Origin of the sequence: Faecalicatena orotica (genome assembly GCF_905197545.1) — a bacterium.
Taxonomy (GTDB): Bacteria; Bacillota; Clostridia; order Lachnospirales; family Lachnospiraceae; genus Faecalicatena_A; species Faecalicatena_A orotica.
This window is the reverse complement of sequence record NZ_CAJJZH010000008.1, coordinates 196657-213908: the sequence shown is the minus strand read 5'-3', so window position 1 is coordinate 213908 and position 17252 is coordinate 196657. Positions and strand designations below refer to the sequence as shown.

Below are 17252 nucleotides of genomic sequence, written 5' to 3'. Positions count from 1 at the left end.
CTGAAAGGAAATAAGAATGAGAGTACAGGCTAAGAAGAAAAAAATATATGAAAAATTACATATGGACAAGATTGATTTCTGGGTGATTATGGGGCTGCTGATTATTATTTTATGCCTGATATTCATTGTCTATCCATTTTTTAAATTAATTGTACAAAGTTTTCAGGACCCTGATACAAATGTTTTCACATTTTCTAACTATATTAAATTCTTTCAAAAGAAGTATTATCAGACGGCACTTGGGCACAGCCTCCTCATAAGCAGTGTTGTAACCCTGCTCGCAACAGCATTAGGTGTGCCACTGGCTTACATCGGCACCAGATTCAATCTGCATCTGAAAAAAGTAATTTATGTCATGATTGTATTGTCCATGCTTTCCCCTCCGTTTATTGGCGCATATGCCTGGATTACCCTGCTGGGGCGTGCCGGCTTTGTAACCAAAATTTTAGCGGGATTAGGGATACAGCTGGGGGAAATCTACGGTTTTAAAGGGATTGTTCTGGTATTTACCTTAAAGTTATACCCCATGGTATATCTTTATGTCTCGGGAGCTTTAAGCAGTATTGATTCCTCTCTGGAAGAAGCAAGTGAAAGTCTTGGAATCTCCGGTATCCAGCGGGTGATGAAGGTAACATTCCCTGTGATTATGCCGACGATCCTTTCTTCTGCATTGATGGTATTTATGACGGCACTGGCAGACTTTGGTACGCCGAGGCTCATAGGGGAAGGCTATACGACACTCCCCGTTATCATTTACAAGGAATTTTTGAATGAGGTGGGAACGGATACGGGATTTGCCAGTGCCCTGAGTGTGGTAATTGTCCTGATCGCCTTGGCCGTATTATTTATTCAGAAACAAGTAGTAGATAAGCGCAGTTATAATATGACCAGCCTGCGTCCTCCGGCAAAGGTGGAATTGACCAGAGGGAAAAAACTGGCGGCGACAATTCTGGTTTTTACCGTCTCCTTTCTGTCCGTTCTGCCTCAAATTACGGTCATGCTGCAGTCTTTCCTGAAGACAAAGGGCCCTATGTTTGTAAAAGGCCTTAGTCAGGACAGTTACCGGGCAGTGGCAAATAAACTGGGAGGTGCTATCACAAATACGTTTATTATGGCATTCATCGCACTGATAATTATTGTATTATTGAGCCTGGTCGGTGCATACCTGATCGTACGCAGAAAAAGTTTCGGTTCGAATCTAATCGATATGCTTTTAATGTTTCCGTATGTCATTCCCGGGGCAGTCCTCGGCATCTGTCTGACAGTGGCATTCAACCAGAAACCAATGATGCTGACAGGAACGATGTGGATTATTATCATTTCATTTGTCATTAGAAAACTGCCCTATACGATGCGTTCAAGTGTAGGGATTCTGTACCAGATTGATAATTCCGTGGAAGAGGCATCCATCAGCCTTGGTGTACCCCCCATGAAAACGTTCTTTAAGACTACGGTACATCTCATGATGCCCGGCTTGATCTCAGGAGCGGTACTGAGCCTTGTCAGTGTTATCAATACATTGAGCGCAACGCTGATCTTATATACGGGCAGGACAATTACAATATCTGTGGCCATTTTCAATTGCGTAAATAATGATGCATATGGACAGGCTGCGGCGTTGTCTACCATATTAACATTGACGACCATTTTATGCCTGCTGGCCTTTAATAAAATATCCGGTGGGAAAAGTGTGGTATAAACAGCTGGCGGCAGTAATTAAAATGAAGTGGCTTTTTATGGAAAAGCTGCTTCATTCTTTATATTACTTTCGTTTTGTTTTGTTTATATGGTAGAATGGTAAAAAAGTGAGGGGAGAGGACTGTGCTGAGTATTAGGACAAGTTACTTCAGGAGAATATTTCTGACATTTTTTGTTGTCAGCCTGACATTAGTTATCATTATCGGAGGAATCATAAGCATTACTTTTTATGAGATTTACAGCAGCAATATAGAAGATCAGGGACAGCAGGCGGTTGAAAATATCCAGCGTGCAATAGAATCACTCAAAGAAGATTACAGCAGGGTAATAAACCAATTGGAAACAGATCAGGATGTATGTGATTTTATGAGCGGAATGAGTAATAGTGACAGTGAGAAACAGTTGATTAAAGAACTGTATTTTGTCAAGAACAGTTACCCTGTGAAGGCGGAAATAAGTATTATAGATATGGAAAATGACCGCTGTATTTCTACGCGGGCAGAAAATGTGAATAAAAAAATATCCCGGCATCAGAACTGGGGTGTATTTCGAAAGGCAAATACCACGGACCAGATTGCAATGTATGCAGTTGCCAAAGATGCAGTTCTGCATGAGGCGGACAGGATCTTCCTTGCCAAGGCATTCCACAGCAGGAAAGACACAATAGGTGGTTACATTCTCGTAGAGATATCAAGAAGTGCTTTACAGTCTGTAATAGCCGAGTATACAAGCCTGTATAATACAAATGTCATGATTGTAAATAAGAGTGGTTCTATTATTTACCATACCAAAGGAGCTGGATTTGAAGGGTTGGGAAAAATTCAGGACTATGGCAGCCGGGCTGAACTGGATGAAAACCAGGATAAAACCAAGGTATGGGAGTCATATTCCTATTCCTACCATAAAAAATCAGAGTTATATGTTCTGGCGGAAATCCCCTCAAGTGCAATGCAGATGATCAGCAACGCGCTTTTGAAGACACTTTTCCCTGCTATTTGTATTATCATTTTTCTGGGCCTTCTTGTTTCTACAGCAGTAGCAAAATCAATCGCCCATCCAATTCAGGAATTAAAACATTCGATGTCTAAGGTTGAGTCGGGGGATCTGTCTGCAAGGGTTGAAGTAACCCGTACTGATGAAATTGGTCAATTAGGGGAAGCCTTTAATCTTATGACGGATAAAATCGAAGAACTCATGGTAAATATTGATGAAGAAAAGCATAGTTTATGGATTGCAGAGACAAGGTCCCTGAATCTACAGATGAATCCACATTTTTTATATAACACACTGGATTTGATTAAGTGGAATGCCAAATTGGGGCGGATGGAGGAAATATCAAATATTGTAGTGAACCTTGGAAGGCTGCTGCGGCGCATAATGAATACAAAGGATGATTTTGTAAAAGTTTCTTATGAACTGGGGATCGTTTCATCCTTTATTGAAATACAGAAAAAGCATTATGGTGATGAACTTCAGTTATATGTAAACATAGAAGAGGATATTATGGAACAGACAATTCCAAAGCTTATCTTACAGCCAATCGTGGAAAATGCGATTGTGCATGGATTTGGGCAGAAAAGTGAAGATTGTATAATTAAGATTTCAGGGAAGGAAAAAGAGAATTATATTGTTTTCACAGTAGAAGACAACGGAACGGGTATCGAACAGGGTAAGCTGTGCGACATACTCTGTTTTAAGCAGGATAATACACATCACATCGGGCTTAACAATGTAGACAGGAGGGCCAAGCTATATGGAAATGAAGGATGCGGAATTAGTGTGGAGAGTGAAAAAGGAGTGGGAACGAAAGTAATTCTTGTTCTTTGTAAACAAACTGAGGATGTAAAAAAATGAGATGAGGAAAAAGGGGGAGAATGTGTTGGCGACAGTAGTAATTGTGGAAGATGAAAAACTCACCCGTGAAGGGTTGAAACGCACGGTAAAGTGGGAACAGTATGGCTGCAAATTGGTAGGGACGGCTGCGGACGGTGAGGCCGGCATCCGCCTGATTCTGGACAAAAAACCGGATATTGTAATTACGGATATACGCATGCCCAAAAAGAGTGGTCTGGAAATGATGGCAGAATTACAGGAACAGGTAGAATGCCAATTTATTATATTATCCGGATACGATGATTTTGTCTATGCAAAACAGGCTATACGTTACGGGGCAAGCGGTTACCTGCTGAAGCCGATTGATGACAGGGAACTGGAGGAAATGTTACTTCGTATCACAGAACGAACCCGCGTTTCACATAAATTAACAGCGGGCAGTGTGCAGAAAAATGAAGCAGTTAAGAATGCTCTGTGTGATAAATATCTGGAAAAAGCAATGGAGATTATGAAAGAAAAGTATATGGAGGAACTGACACTAAGAATAGTTGCCGATGAATTGTGTATCAGTGAAAGTTATCTGGGAAAGCTGTTCAAGAATAAGACGTCCTATACTTTTTTGGATTTTCTTACATTATACAGGGTGAGGGCAGCGATCAGCCTTCTGGAGGAAACAGAACTGAAAGTGTACGAAATTGCTTATACGATAGGTTATACCGATGCAAAATATTTCAGTAAAGTATTCCAGAAGATTGTCGGGGTAAAGCCTACAGAGTATAGAAACGGGTATCAATTATCAGAAGATAACATACTTCATATCCTAAAGCCAAAGGTCCCAATATAATCTGCACCTATGAGAAGGTCGGTTATTATAAGAGGGGTTCAATTAAATTAAGGAATTCAGCGTGCCCCTGAGGATTGGAGGCAATCACAGAAATGCCGGAGCGGTATGACAGGGCAGTTCCGTCAAAGCTTGTCAGTATTCCGTTAGCTTCTTGAATGATCAGAGATGCGGCAGCATAATCCCACACACATAAACGGGGAGAGGCATAGGCAGCACAGCGTCCGCAGGCAGTGTAACAGAGCCCTAAGGCAGCACTGCCGATTTCTCTTAAGTCCATTGTGTGATAGGAAATTATTTTAGCAGCATCAAAGGCAAAATCACGGAGCTCCGGGTTATAAGGCGCTGTACCAAAGTTTACGACACCCGTATTTAACAGTCCTTCCTTCATCATAAGCCTGCGGCCGTTTAGATAGCTGCCCATATTTTTCTGAGAATAGAACATTTCATTACGAAAGGGGTTAAAAACGACACCTATTAGCATTTCATGCTTATAAGTAAGTCCGACTGAGATCCCGCTTAACATAAAGCTGCAGATAAAATTAGTAGTGCCATCAATGGGGTCCAGAATAAAGGTATAGCCATCACCTACCTTCTCTTCAGAAAGTCCGTCTTCTTCACCCAGAAATGATGCATCTGGAAGGAGTAAGGACAGATTTTGGATTAAGTAAGACTGAACCATAGAATCATACTTTGTAACGAAATTAGCGGGTCCCTCCTTATGCGTTAGCTCTGTAACAGGCTCAATATCCCTGATAAGCTCCCCGGCCGAGCGGACAACAGACAGGATAGATGATAATAAATCGGTCATGATGGTTTTCCTCCATGTATATGTTTTATATGAGTAGTATAAAATTGCAGTCAACATAAGACAAGGTGAGAGAAGCGTTTTTTAGTATGCTGAAACCGTAAAACAAAGATATATTTTGAGAAGGACACTGCAAAAAAGATTTGTAGTGTCTTTTTTTCCAAATAATAGTATAATAAAAAATAGACTTAATTTGTAGTGACCGGAGAAGTAACAGGTTGGAACTATTGTAAGTAAGGAGAATTTGTAATAATGGATGCAGTGTTAAAAAGCGAGGTAGAGGAATTTGCCAGTAAGATATTGAGAAGTTATTTTTGCGATTCAGAGGTAGATTTCCTGATTTCTACTTTTGCACCGGAGATTGTATGGATGGGCGGCGGGGAAAAGCAGAGAGCCGAAGGGAGAGAAGCCGTTGCGTCTGCATTCAGAAGAGAAAAGGAAGACCTTATCCCGTGTAATATGAGTGAGGAGAGGTATGTCACCTTGGAGCTGGGAGAAGGCCTGTACCTCTGTGAGGGAGACAGCTGGATCGAGGCAAAACCGGAAACGAAAATGGTTATGAATGTCCACCAGCGTGTAACCTTCATATTCAGGAGAAAGGGAGATAGTTTTGAGTCTGTACATATTCATAACTCAATAGACTTCTCTGCAATACAGGATGACGAACTGTTTCCGATCGAGTCGGCAAAAGAGAGCTATGAGAAACTTCAGGATATGCTCGTGCTAAAGGAGGCGGAAGCTGACAGGCAGGCGAGATTCCTCCAACAGCTTTATGATACTGTTCCCTGTGGGATTCTGCAGTTTACGACGGAACAGCCGTACGAGATCCTGAGTCTGAACAGAATGGTGTGGGAATTTTATGGGTTTGAGTCGGAAGAGGATTACAGATCAAAGATACAGTCTCCTGTCCAGCTTGTCCTGAAAAATGATAAGGATAATATCATTAGTATGATTGAAGGTCTCAAGACCGGCGGACCAGCTGTCAACTATACGCGCCAGAGCCGGAAAACAGACGGGACCAGTGTCTGGATCAGCGTGATTATGCACCGTATTGTCAATGTAGACGGAATTGAGGTTATACAGGCCATATTTACGGATATTACAGAAATGACTACGCTGGTGATGGCACAGGAAAGAGAGAGGATGATTGAGAATCATTTTCTGAGGGCGGCAACTTGTACTGCCTACCCGCTGATTATGAGCCTGAACCTGACACAGGGTAAATTTAACTGTTTTATCGAGGAACAGAAAGGAGTCATTGATGACAACAGCGGTAATTATGATGAATTAATGGTTCACTCGGTTGAATTGGTGAATCCGGCATTCAGAGATGAATACAGACATGAATTTTCCAGGGAAAACCTGCTCAGGAGATATGCGGAAGGAAAAAAGGAGAATTACATAGAACTTCAGATGATGGGATATGATGGGAAGGAGCACTGGCTGTCCCTTCATGTTATCTTTGTTGTCAACCCGTTCAGCACGGATATACTGGCAATCCAGCTCGTGAAAGTGCTTGATGACCAGCGTTCGGAAAAGCTTAGACAGGAGCAGCTGCTGCGTGATGCGCTGTCTTCAGCCATGGCCGCCAATCATGCAAAGTCGGATTTCCTTTCCAGAATGAGCCATGACATCAGGACGCCAATGAATGCAATCATCGGAATGTGTACGATTGGTCAGCTGAAGATCAATGATCCGGTCCGTGTCATGGATTGTTTTAAGAAGATTGACGACTCATCCAGATACCTGCTCTCTCTGATCAATGATATTCTGGATATGTCAAAGATAGAAAATGGGAAGATAGAAATCGTAAAAGAGAAGTTTGAGTTTGCCGGATTTTTTGAAAATTTAATTTCCATAATTTATCCTCAGGCGGTAGATAAAGGAATTACGTTTGAGATGTATCATAAGGAGCCAATCTTGAAATATTATTTAGGTGACGCTCTTAGAATTAAGCAGATTCTTATGAATTTATTGTCTAATGCATTGAAGTTTACCGGATGCGGCGGAACAATCCAGCTGGAAGTATATGAAAAGAAGAGAACACGGGAATCCGCATATATGTGTTTTGTGGTTCGTGATACCGGAGTGGGGATGTCAGAAGAATTCATGAAGCGCATCTACGAGCCGTTTGAGCAGGAGTCCAAGGAGGCGGCGAGGAATAATGTGGGAAGCGGTCTGGGACTCTCTATTGTTTACAACATGGTACAACTGATGAATGGCCATATTGAAGTCAAAAGTGAAAAGAACAAGGGAACGGAATTTACTGTCACGATTCCTCTGGGCATTGCAAAGGAACTGCAGGAGGAAGATTTTGATGCAGACAGCAGTGACCTGATGCAGGGAACAAGGGTCCTGATTGTAGATGATGACCAGATTGTAGGTGAGCAGGCAGTACTTATTCTGTCAGAGATCGGCGGAGATCCGGTCTGGGCTGCATCAGGAATGGAAGCTGTGTCATATGTACAGGAGTCTGCTGATGCAGGAAAACCGTTTGAGATTGCCATGATCGACTGGAAGATGCCGGATATGAACGGGATTGAGACAACCAGGAGAATACGGCAGATCGTTGGCAGAGATACAACGATAATCATCATATCTGCGTATGACTGGAGTACAATAGAAGAAGAGGCAGTGGCTGCCGGTGCAGATTATTTTATTTCGAAACCGCTGTTTAAGTCCAATATCGAAAGGGCACTGGCAGAGATTGATAAAAATCATGAAAAAATCAAGGCTCTGGATTCCATAAAACCAGATTGTTTTTCCGGACAGAGGGTACTTCTTGTTGAAGATAATATACTGAACCGGGAGATTGCAAAATCTCTGCTGGAAATTAACCATATCGAGGTGGACACGGCAGAAAATGGCGCTGAGGCGGTAGAGCGGTTCAGAGAGTCCGGGAAAGGATTCTATTTTGCCGTACTCATGGATATCCGTATGCCTGTCATGGATGGCTTAGAGGCGACGAGGCAGATACGAAAGGAACCAAGGGAGGATGCCAAAACAATCCCGATTCTTGCGATGACTGCAAATGCATTTGAGGAAGATAAGAGGATGGCATATGAGGCAGGCGTGAATGGATATCTGGCAAAACCGCTGGATATTCAGGTTATGTTAGATGAGCTTAAGCTATATTTGTAATAAAAAGATTTGAATAGGTATCCTCTGCCGGTAAGAATGCCGGTTAGAGGATATCTGACAGATGGCGGGAGGTAACAATGAAGTTAAAATGTATTTTATTTAGTCTTATGGTGTCTGTCCTGCTGGCATCAGCGCCGGTTCAGGTATGGGCTGAGGATGCGGATAATCAGGAAAAGACAGAAGAAGAACTTGCCGCGGCAGAAGAAAAAGAGAAGACGGATTCCTATGCCAGGGAGATCGATACGAATGCATTGGAGAACTGGCCGTCCGGTCCGCAGGTTTATGCGGATTCAGCGGTTGTCATGGACATGGAAAGCGGTGCTGTCCTGTATGCAAAGCAGGCCGATAAACAGCATTATCCCGCCAGTATTACCAAGCTGATGACAACGCTTGTTGCTTTGGAGAATGCGGAACTGACGGATAAGGTAAGATTTACAGAGGACAGCATTTCCTTTCTGCAGTGGGATGATGCACAGATCGGGATGAAGGCGGGCGAAGAAATCAGTCTGGAAGATGCACTTCATGGCGTCCTGCTGGCCTCTGCAAACGAGGTTTCCCACGCAGTCGCGGAGAGTGTGGGAGCCGACCGGCTGGGCGGCGATTATGAGACTTTTATCCAGAAGATGAATACGAGGGCAGAAGAACTGGGATGCACAAATTCACACTGGGTGAATCCAAACGGGCTTCATGATGATAACCATTATACATCGGCCCATGATATGGCCCTGATCGCATCTGCCGTGTATCAGCAGGATGAGTTTAAGAAAATTATGGGAACGCTGGAGTATAAAATAGGCGCCACAAACCTGACGAAGGAAGAGAGGGTATTCCAACAGAACCACAAAATGCTCTGGCCGGAAAACTATTATTACTATGAGTACTGTAAGGGTGGTAAAACAGGATATACGGATCAGGCTAAAACGACGCTGGTCACCATGGCTGACAACGGAGATATGCGTCTGGCTGCAGTTGTTCTCTATGACTACGGAGTGGATGCCTATACAGACACAAGGGCAATGTTCGACTATGTTTTCCAGAATTTCCACAAGGTTCCTGTAGCCGGGGCCGAAGATGCGGAAGAGATATCCTCTTTTGATGATAAGGATGCATACGTGGTTCTGCCTGAAGATGTTGCGTACACAGATCTGGATAAAGAAATCGTCCTTACAAAGCAGGGAATCCGTTCTGGAAAAATCATATACACGTATAAAGGTGATAACGTAGGCAGCGCCGCCGTGACCCTTACAGAAGAAGGGTACCAGAAGCTCTCAGGAGGAAGTGCTGCCCAGAGCGACAGCAAGAAGATTGAGAATGAAGGCAGTACGCCGGACCAGTCGGCGCAGGCAGACAGGGACAAGGCAAAGGAACAGGAGAATGCGGAAAAGGACAGCCGGAATCTGAAGCTTGTCATCGCTGTTTCAGCCGCAGTTGTTTTCGTTGTCATCATTATCATCGCGATACTGGAAGCAAAGCGGAAAAGAAAACGCAGGAAAAAATAAAAGACCATAAAATGAGAGACGGCCCTCCCCCTGTATCTAAGTTATTCGGATACAGGGGAAGGGCTTTCGTTTTTTAATAACCACATTTATTCAATTGGTTTTTCCTCGATATTTAGATAAATGTCAGGATCAGGATTGATTTCCTCGAATGCTTTAATAATCCGGTCTGTTACGGTGTTGATATTGATATCCTCAGAGACATTGAGCAGCACGGAATACTGGTTCAGTGATGCACGAGTAAAGACATCATTCTTTCTCAGTCCGTTGGCAAGCAGATCGTAAAGCAGATTCATAATCCTCTTCATCTTAACTGAATCCGGCAGTGTATCGTTCTTGGGAAGCAGAGAAAACAAGAGCAGATAATATTTTCCCTGTGAACGTCTCACAGATCTCAGATTGAGCTGGTAAATATTCTTAAAAATGTCAAAGTTACAGTAGAAGGTCTTGTCCGTATCCTTCTCCACACCGAGCGTGGTCTCCAGTTCATCCATCTTCAGCTCTATATTTGGCATGCGGAGCAGGATGTCCTGATAGATATCACGCAGCGAAGTGCTGATATCGAGGCCATATTTTGAGGAGAAGAAATCCACTGTGGACTGGTAATATTCCAGCGCAGTCTTAACTGTATTCATTCCCATATATGCAAGCAGCTTATAGCGGTAGAAACGCTCTTCTTCCGGATAGAGGATGATGGACTGGTCGCATAGTGAAATCAGTTCGTCATATCTGGACTTGGCGTACAGATATTCACACATATTCAGGGTACAGTTAACATACATGTTGCGATAATATGTTGCACGGTACTGGACCCATTCAACAGAGGCATGGTTAGACAGAAAATCTCCGGTATACAGGCGCTGCATACGGTAATAATACCGGTACTGCCTTTCGGAGTCCGGTTCCTGCCGGGCCAGGTTATAATAATTTTCAAAATCGGTAATATCAATCTTGCAGTACAGGTCCGGGTTCCAGTAATAGGCATCCTGGGTAAACTTGATATAGTCGATATCCTGTTCCGGATAAAGCCTCTCGAGTTCTTTCCTCGCCCTGTATACAAGGTTGCGGAGAGCACCTACAGGGATCTTGTCTTTGACATCAGGCCATAGCATTGACATCAAAACATCCTTTGGCACTTTTGTATCCTGATTGGCAACCAGATAAGAGATCAGAAGAGTAAGCTGGGTACTGTTGTGCTCACTTGGCGCATATTCATAAAACGGACTGGAAATAGAAAACTCATTAAAAAAGTGGATATGAAGGTCTGGTTTTCGTCTCATTTGTCTATTCTCCTTGTTTTTTTCGAATTTATAACATTGTTATAGTAGGATTTAATAATTATTATATCACTTATAGTGCAAACTTTCTACAAATAGATTCCACCAATATACCAAAGAATGGAATTTTGCCGAAATTTTTAAATTCCGGTGAATCCCTTGACTATTTAAGAGTTTCTTTTTATAATAAATTCTGTGCAGACTTAAATGGAAAAAACGATGACGAAGACAGTAGGTCATATCCGAAAGTCCCAGCGAGCCGGAGATGGTGGGAGTCCGGTACCTGTAAGATATTTCTGAACATCACTTCCGAGTTGCAGACCTTGAAACGCTGAGAAGTAGGGGCTGACGGTGTTCCTCCGTTATTGGAACGCATATGCAGGATTTAAAGAAGCCTACTATGGCTTTTAGATCTGAGTATGTTGTAACAGGTGGTTAACGTAAGCTTCAGCTTCCGTCCTATTACAGGGCGGAAGCTTTTCTTTTACCAAAAAAACACAATTAGAAAGGAAGAAGAGTTATGTACAAGAAAGTTACCACGGACATGAACTTTGTGGAGCGTGAAAAAGAAGTTGAAAAGTTCTGGGAAGAAAATGATATTTTTCAAAAGAGTATGGATGAGAGGGAGGGAGCTCCGAAATATACCTTCTATGACGGTCCTCCGACAGCAAACGGAAAGCCGCATATCGGGCATGTCCTGACACGTGTCATCAAGGATATGATTCCGAGATACCGTACAATGAAGGGATATATGGTACCCCGCAAGGCCGGTTGGGACACACACGGACTTCCGGTTGAGCTTGAAGTTGAGAAGCTGCTCGGGCTGGACGGAAAGGACCAGATCGAAGAATACGGTCTGGAGCCATTCATTGATAAATGTAAGGAAAGTGTATGGAAATACAAAGGGATGTGGGAGGATTTCTCCGGCACAGTTGGATTCTGGGCCGATATGGAACACCCGTATGTCACTTATGACAATAACTTTATCGAGTCTGAGTGGTGGGCTTTGAAGCAGATCTGGGACAAAGGGCTGCTCTACAAAGGCTTTAAGATTGTGCCTTACTGCCCGCGATGCGGAACCCCGCTTTCTGCACAGGAAGTGGCGCAGGGGTACAAGGATGTAAAGGAACGCTCTGCCATCGCAAGATTTAAGGTAAAAGACGAAGATGCCTATATCCTTGCATGGACCACAACACCGTGGACACTGCCTTCCAATCTGGCACTCTGTGTGAACCCGGTTGAGGATTATGTGAAAGTAAAGGCGCGCGACGGTTTTGTTTATTATATGGCTGAGGCGCTTCTGGACAAGGTGCTCGGAAAGCTTGCATCAGAGGATGAGCCGGCTTATGAGATTCTTGAGAGATACAAGGGAACCGATCTGGAATACAAGGAATATGAGCCGTTGTTCCAGTGTGCGGCCGACAGCGCGGCAAAGCAGAATAAGAAAGCATTTTATGTAACATGTGATACCTACGTTACACTGACAGACGGTACGGGAGTCGTACACATCGCCCCTGCATTTGGTGAAGACGATGCCAATGTAGGAAGAAAATATGGGCTGCCTTTTGTACAGCTCGTTGATGAGAAGGGCAACATGGCTGAAACCACACCGTTTGCCGGCGTGTTTGTGAAAAAGGCAGATCCTTTGGTACTCAAAAACCTCGAGGAGAGAAACCTTCTGTTTGATGCGCCAAAATTCGAACACAGTTATCCTCACTGCTGGAGATGCGATACTCCGCTGATTTATTATGCGAGAGAATCCTGGTTTATCAAGATGACAGATGTAAAAGAGGACTTGATTGCGAATAACAATACAATCAACTGGATTCCTGAGAGCATCGGGAAGGGACGTTTCGGCGACTGGCTGGAAAATGTCCAGGACTGGGGAATCAGCCGTAACCGTTACTGGGGAACGCCGCTGAATATCTGGGAGTGTGAGTGTGGACACCAGCATTCAATCGGAAGCATTGAGGAACTGAAGTCCATGTCAGACAACTGCCCGGATGATATCGAGCTGCACCGCCCGTATATCGACGATGTAACTGTAAAGTGCCCGGTCTGCGGAAAAGAGATGCACCGTGTGCCAGAAGTTATTGATTGCTGGTTTGACAGTGGGTCCATGCCGTTTGCACAGCATCACTATCCATTTGAAAATAAAGAACTTTTTGAACAGCAGTTCCCGGCAGATTTTATTTCAGAGGCTGTGGACCAGACAAGAGGATGGTTCTATTCCCTTCTGGCCATTTCGACCCTGCTGTTTAACAAGGCACCTTATAAAAATGTTATCGTTCTCGGCCATGTTCAGGATGAGAACGGGCAGAAGATGAGCAAATCAAAAGGAAATGCAGTCGACCCGTTTGATGCTCTGAATCAGTTCGGAGCAGACGCAATCCGCTGGTATTTCTATGTAAACAGTGCTCCGTGGCTTCCGAACCGTTTCCACGGCAAGGCAGTAACAGAAGGACAGAGGAAGTTCATGGGTACCCTGTGGAACACCTATGCGTTCTTTGTTCTGTATGCGAACATTGATGAGTTCGATGCGACAAAATACAGCCTGGATTACGAGAAACTTTCTGTAATGGATAAATGGCTGCTGTCCAAACTGAATACACTGATTAAGACGGTTGATGATAATCTTGCAAATTACAGGATTCCGGAGAGCGCAAGGGCACTTCAGGATTTTGTGGATGACATGAGCAACTGGTATGTCAGAAGAAGCCGTGAACGTTTCTGGGCAAAGGGAATGGAGCAGGATAAGATCAATGCCTATATGACTTTATATACTGCATTGGTGACAGTTTGCAAAGTGGCTGCGCCGATGATTCCGTTTATGACAGAGGAAATTTACCAGAATCTTGTCCGCAGCATTGACAGCGGGGCACCGGAGAGTATTCACCTGTGTGACTTCCCTGCTGTAAGTGAAGAGTGGATCGATACTGAACTCGAGGCAAATATGGCAAACGTACTGAAGCTTGTGGTTATGGGCCGTGCCTGCCGTAATACTGCCAATATCAAGAACCGTCAGCCGATCGGGCAGATGTTCGTGAAAGCAGGATATGTGCTGCCTGAGTTCTATCAGGAGATCGTTGCAGATGAGCTGAATGTGAAGAGTGTGAAGTTTACAGAAGATGTAAGAGACTTTACTTCATATAGTTTTAAACCACAGTTAAAGACAGTTGGGCCAAAATATGGTAAGATGTTAGGTGGAATCAAAAATGCCCTGGACAATCTGGATGGTAATGCAGCCATGGATGAGATCAATGAGACAGGTGCTTTGAAACTGGACGTGAACGGACAGGAGATCACGCTGTTCAAAGAAGATCTGCTGATCGATACCGCGCAGATCGAGGGATATGTTTCTGAAAATGATAATGGAATCACGGTTGTACTTGATACGAACCTGACAGATGAATTGCTTGAAGAAGGCTTTGTAAGAGAAATCATCAGCAAGGTCCAGACGATGAGAAAAGAAGCAGATTTCGAGGTAATGGATAAGATTAAGGTTACCTATGAAGGAAGTGAAAAAGCGGAGAATGTTTTTGCCAAATATGGCAGGGAGATTGGTAGTGAGGTTCTGGCAAATGAAGTTGTAAAAGCGCAGCCGTCAGGATATGTGAAAGAATGGAAGATTAACGGCGAGGCTGTTACAATGGGTGTTGAGAAAGAAGGGATGTAAATTTTATGTATAGTAAAAGATTTGCAAAAGAAACGTTTAAGGAAACTGTAAAAGATAATGTGAAGACATTATACCGCAAGAAGATTGAGGAGGCGACTCCCCAGCAGATTTTCCAGGCTGTATCCTATGCGGTTAAGGACATCATTATTGATGACTGGCTGGCGACTCAGGCAGAGTACAGGAAGCAGGATGCCAAGACGGTATATTATATGTCAATGGAGTTCCTGATGGGCCGTGCTCTTGGCAACAACCTGATTAATATGACCGCCTACAAGGAAGTAAAAGAAGCGTTGGAAGAGATGAACATTGACCTGAACGCGATTGAGGACCAGGAGCCGGATGCGGCTCTTGGAAACGGCGGTCTGGGACGTCTGGCTGCATGTTTCCTGGATTCTCTGGCGACGCTGAACTATCCGGCTTACGGATGCGGGATCCGCTACCGTTACGGAATGTTCAAGCAGAAGATCGAGAACGGATATCAGGTCGAGACTCCGGATGACTGGTTAATGGAAGGAAATCCGTTTGAACTGCGCAGGGAAGAGTATGCAAAGGAAATCCGTTTCGGCGGTACGATTCGTTTTGAGAAAGACCCGGTAACCGGAAAGGATAAGTTCATTCAGGAAAATTATGAATCTGTTATGGCGATCCCTTATGATATGCCGATCGTCGGATATGGCAACCATGTTGTAAACACACTGCGTATCTGGGATGCACAGGCGATTACGAACTTCTCTCTGGAATCCTTTGACAGAGGGGATTACCACAAGGCCGTGGAACAGGAGAACCTGGCGAAGATGATTGTTGACGTACTCTATCCAAACGATAATCATTATGCAGGAAAAGAACTGCGGCTGAAACAGCAGTATTTCTTCATTTCAGCCAGCCTTCAGGCAATGATCGAGAAGTATAAAAAGGATCATGATGATATTAAGAAGCTGTATGAAAAAGTAAAAATCCAGATGAATGATACCCACCCGACTGTTGCAGTTCCTGAGCTGATGCGCCTTTTGATCGACGTGGAAGGACTGGACTGGGAAGAGGCATGGGATGTAACAACAAAGACTTGTGCATATACGAACCATACGATCATGTCAGAGGCACTGGAGAAATGGCCGATCGACCTGTTCTCTAAGCTTCTCCCTCGTATTTACCAGATCGTACAGGAAATCGACCGCCGTTTTATCGAGCAGGTCCGCAGACAGTATCCGGGCAATGAAGAAAAAGTCAGAAAGATGGCAATCTTAAGAGATAATCAGGTGCGTATGGCACATATGGCTATCATTGCAGGCTTTTCTGTAAATGGTGTTGCACAGCTCCATACGGAGATTCTGAAGCATCAGGAGCTGAAGGATTTCTATGAGATGATGCCGGAGAAGTTTAATAATAAGACAAACGGTATTACGCAAAGACGTTTCCTCCTCCACGGCAATCCGCTGCTTGCAGACTGGATCACAGGGCTGATCGGGGACGGATGGATCACAGACCTCTCCAAGATCTCCAACCTGAAGCCGTATGTAAACGATGAGAGATTCAGAAAAGAATTTATGCAGATCAAGTACAAGAATAAGGAACGTCTGGCAAAGTATATCAAGGAGCACAACGGCATTGACGTAGATCCGAGGTCAATTTTCGATGTGCAGGTTAAACGCCTCCACGAGTACAAACGCCAGCTTTTGAATATCCTCCATATCATGTATCTGTATAACCAGATCAAGGAGCATCCGGAGATGTCCTTCTATCCGAGAACATTTATCTTTGGTGCAAAGGCTGCGGCAGGGTATTTAAGAGCGAAAGAGACGATCAAGCTGATCAACTCCGTGGCAGACGTTGTGAACAACGACAGAAGCATCAATGGAAAGATCAAGGTCGTATTTATCGAAGACTACCGTGTATCCAATGCAGAGCTGTTATTTGCAGCCGCTGATGTCAGCGAACAGATATCCACTGCATCAAAAGAGGCATCTGGTACAGGTAACATGAAGTTTATGTTAAACGGTGCGCCGACTCTGGGAACTATGGATGGTGCGAATGTTGAGATCGTGGAAGAAGTAGGGGAAGAGAATGCATTTATCTTCGGCCTGAGTTCAGAAGAAGTTATTAATTATGAGAACAACGGCGGCTACAATCCGATCGACATTTACTTCAATGACTGGGAATTAAAGCGTGTTGTTGACCAGCTGATGGACGGTACTTATGCTAACGGCAACCATGAGATGTACAAGAACCTGTACAACTCACTTCTGAATACACAGAGCACAAACAAGGCTGATATGTATTTCATCCTGAAGGATTTCCGTTCTTATGCGGAGGCCCAGAAGAGGGTGGAGGCAGCATACCGTGATGAGCAGAGATGGTCCAGAATGGCAATGCTTAATACCGCGTGCAGCGGCAAGTTTACATCAGACAGAACAATCGAGGAGTACGTGCAGGACATCTGGAAACTGGAAAAGGTGTATGTACCATCAGGACAGCCGGAATAGGA

At 44.0% G+C, this 17252-nt stretch carries 9 protein-coding genes; 7 read left to right on the top strand and 2 right to left on the bottom strand.

Annotation, left to right across the window (positions count from 1 at the left end):
* Positions 1-61: 61 nt before the first annotated feature.
* From ABIN22_RS17355 to ABIN22_RS17345, 3 genes are all read left to right on the top strand, one after another.
* Complete coding sequence (locus tag ABIN22_RS17355) at positions 62-1699, top strand: ABC transporter permease (RefSeq protein ID WP_346910192.1); 1638 nt, start codon at positions 62-64, stop codon at positions 1697-1699.
* Positions 1700-1821: 122 nt separating this feature from the next.
* On the top strand, positions 1822-3552 hold the full coding sequence (locus ABIN22_RS17350) for a cache domain-containing sensor histidine kinase (RefSeq protein WP_346910190.1): 1731 nt from the start codon (positions 1822-1824) through the stop codon (positions 3550-3552).
* A gap of 25 nt (positions 3553-3577) precedes the next feature.
* A complete protein-coding gene (locus tag ABIN22_RS17345) occupies positions 3578-4375 on the top strand; it encodes a response regulator transcription factor (RefSeq protein ID WP_346910188.1) in 798 nt (265 codons plus the stop codon).
* Positions 4376-4400: 25 nt separating this feature from the next.
* Here the strand turns inward: ABIN22_RS17345 and ABIN22_RS17340 are convergent, their stop codons facing one another.
* Positions 4401-5183, bottom strand: coding sequence for an inositol monophosphatase family protein (locus tag ABIN22_RS17340; protein ID WP_346910186.1), 783 nt, complete (start codon positions 5181-5183; stop codon positions 4401-4403).
* A gap of 249 nt (positions 5184-5432) precedes the next feature.
* Between ABIN22_RS17340 and ABIN22_RS17335 the strand changes: the two genes are divergently transcribed.
* A complete protein-coding gene (locus ABIN22_RS17335) occupies positions 5433-8321 on the top strand; it encodes a response regulator (protein ID WP_346910184.1) in 2889 nt (962 codons plus the stop codon).
* Positions 8322-8398: 77 nt separating this feature from the next.
* Positions 8399-9820: a D-alanyl-D-alanine carboxypeptidase family protein gene (locus ABIN22_RS17330; RefSeq protein WP_109733299.1), complete on the top strand. Its 1422-nt coding sequence runs from the start codon at positions 8399-8401 to the stop codon at positions 9818-9820.
* An 86-nt stretch (positions 9821-9906) separates the two neighbouring features.
* Here the strand turns inward: ABIN22_RS17330 and ABIN22_RS17325 are convergent, their stop codons facing one another.
* Positions 9907-11097, bottom strand: a complete 1191-nt coding sequence (locus tag ABIN22_RS17325) for an AfsR/SARP family transcriptional regulator (protein ID WP_109733300.1) — start codon at positions 11095-11097, stop codon at positions 9907-9909.
* A 517-nt stretch (positions 11098-11614) separates the two neighbouring features.
* On the opposite strand from ABIN22_RS17325, the gene ileS reads away from it, so the two are divergent.
* Together ileS and ABIN22_RS17315 are read left to right on the top strand one after the other, a co-directional pair.
* A complete protein-coding gene (gene ileS, locus ABIN22_RS17320; protein WP_118622830.1) occupies positions 11615-14770 on the top strand; it encodes an isoleucine--tRNA ligase in 3156 nt (1051 codons plus the stop codon).
* Between the two features lie 5 nt (positions 14771-14775).
* A complete protein-coding gene (locus ABIN22_RS17315) occupies positions 14776-17250 on the top strand; it encodes a glycogen/starch/alpha-glucan phosphorylase (protein ID WP_118622832.1) in 2475 nt (824 codons plus the stop codon).
* The last annotated feature ends 2 nt before the right edge of the window (positions 17251-17252 follow it).

Coding starts and splice junctions, on each gene's coding strand:
- ABIN22_RS17355 (WP_346910192.1), top strand. CDS start 62: ATGGACAAGATTGATTTCTGGGTGATTATGGGGCTGCTGATTATTATT.
- ABIN22_RS17340 (WP_346910186.1), bottom strand. CDS start 5,183: ATGACCGATTTATTATCATCTATCCTGTCTGTTGTCCGCTCGGCCGGG.
- ABIN22_RS17335 (WP_346910184.1), top strand. CDS start 5,433: ATGGATGCAGTGTTAAAAAGCGAGGTAGAGGAATTTGCCAGTAAGATA.
- ABIN22_RS17330 (WP_109733299.1), top strand. CDS start 8,399: ATGAAGTTAAAATGTATTTTATTTAGTCTTATGGTGTCTGTCCTGCTG.
- ABIN22_RS17325 (WP_109733300.1), bottom strand. CDS start 11,097: ATGAGACGAAAACCAGACCTTCATATCCACTTTTTTAATGAGTTTTCT.
- ileS (WP_118622830.1), top strand. CDS start 11,615: ATGTACAAGAAAGTTACCACGGACATGAACTTTGTGGAGCGTGAAAAA.
- ABIN22_RS17315 (WP_118622832.1), top strand. CDS start 14,776: ATGTATAGTAAAAGATTTGCAAAAGAAACGTTTAAGGAAACTGTAAAA.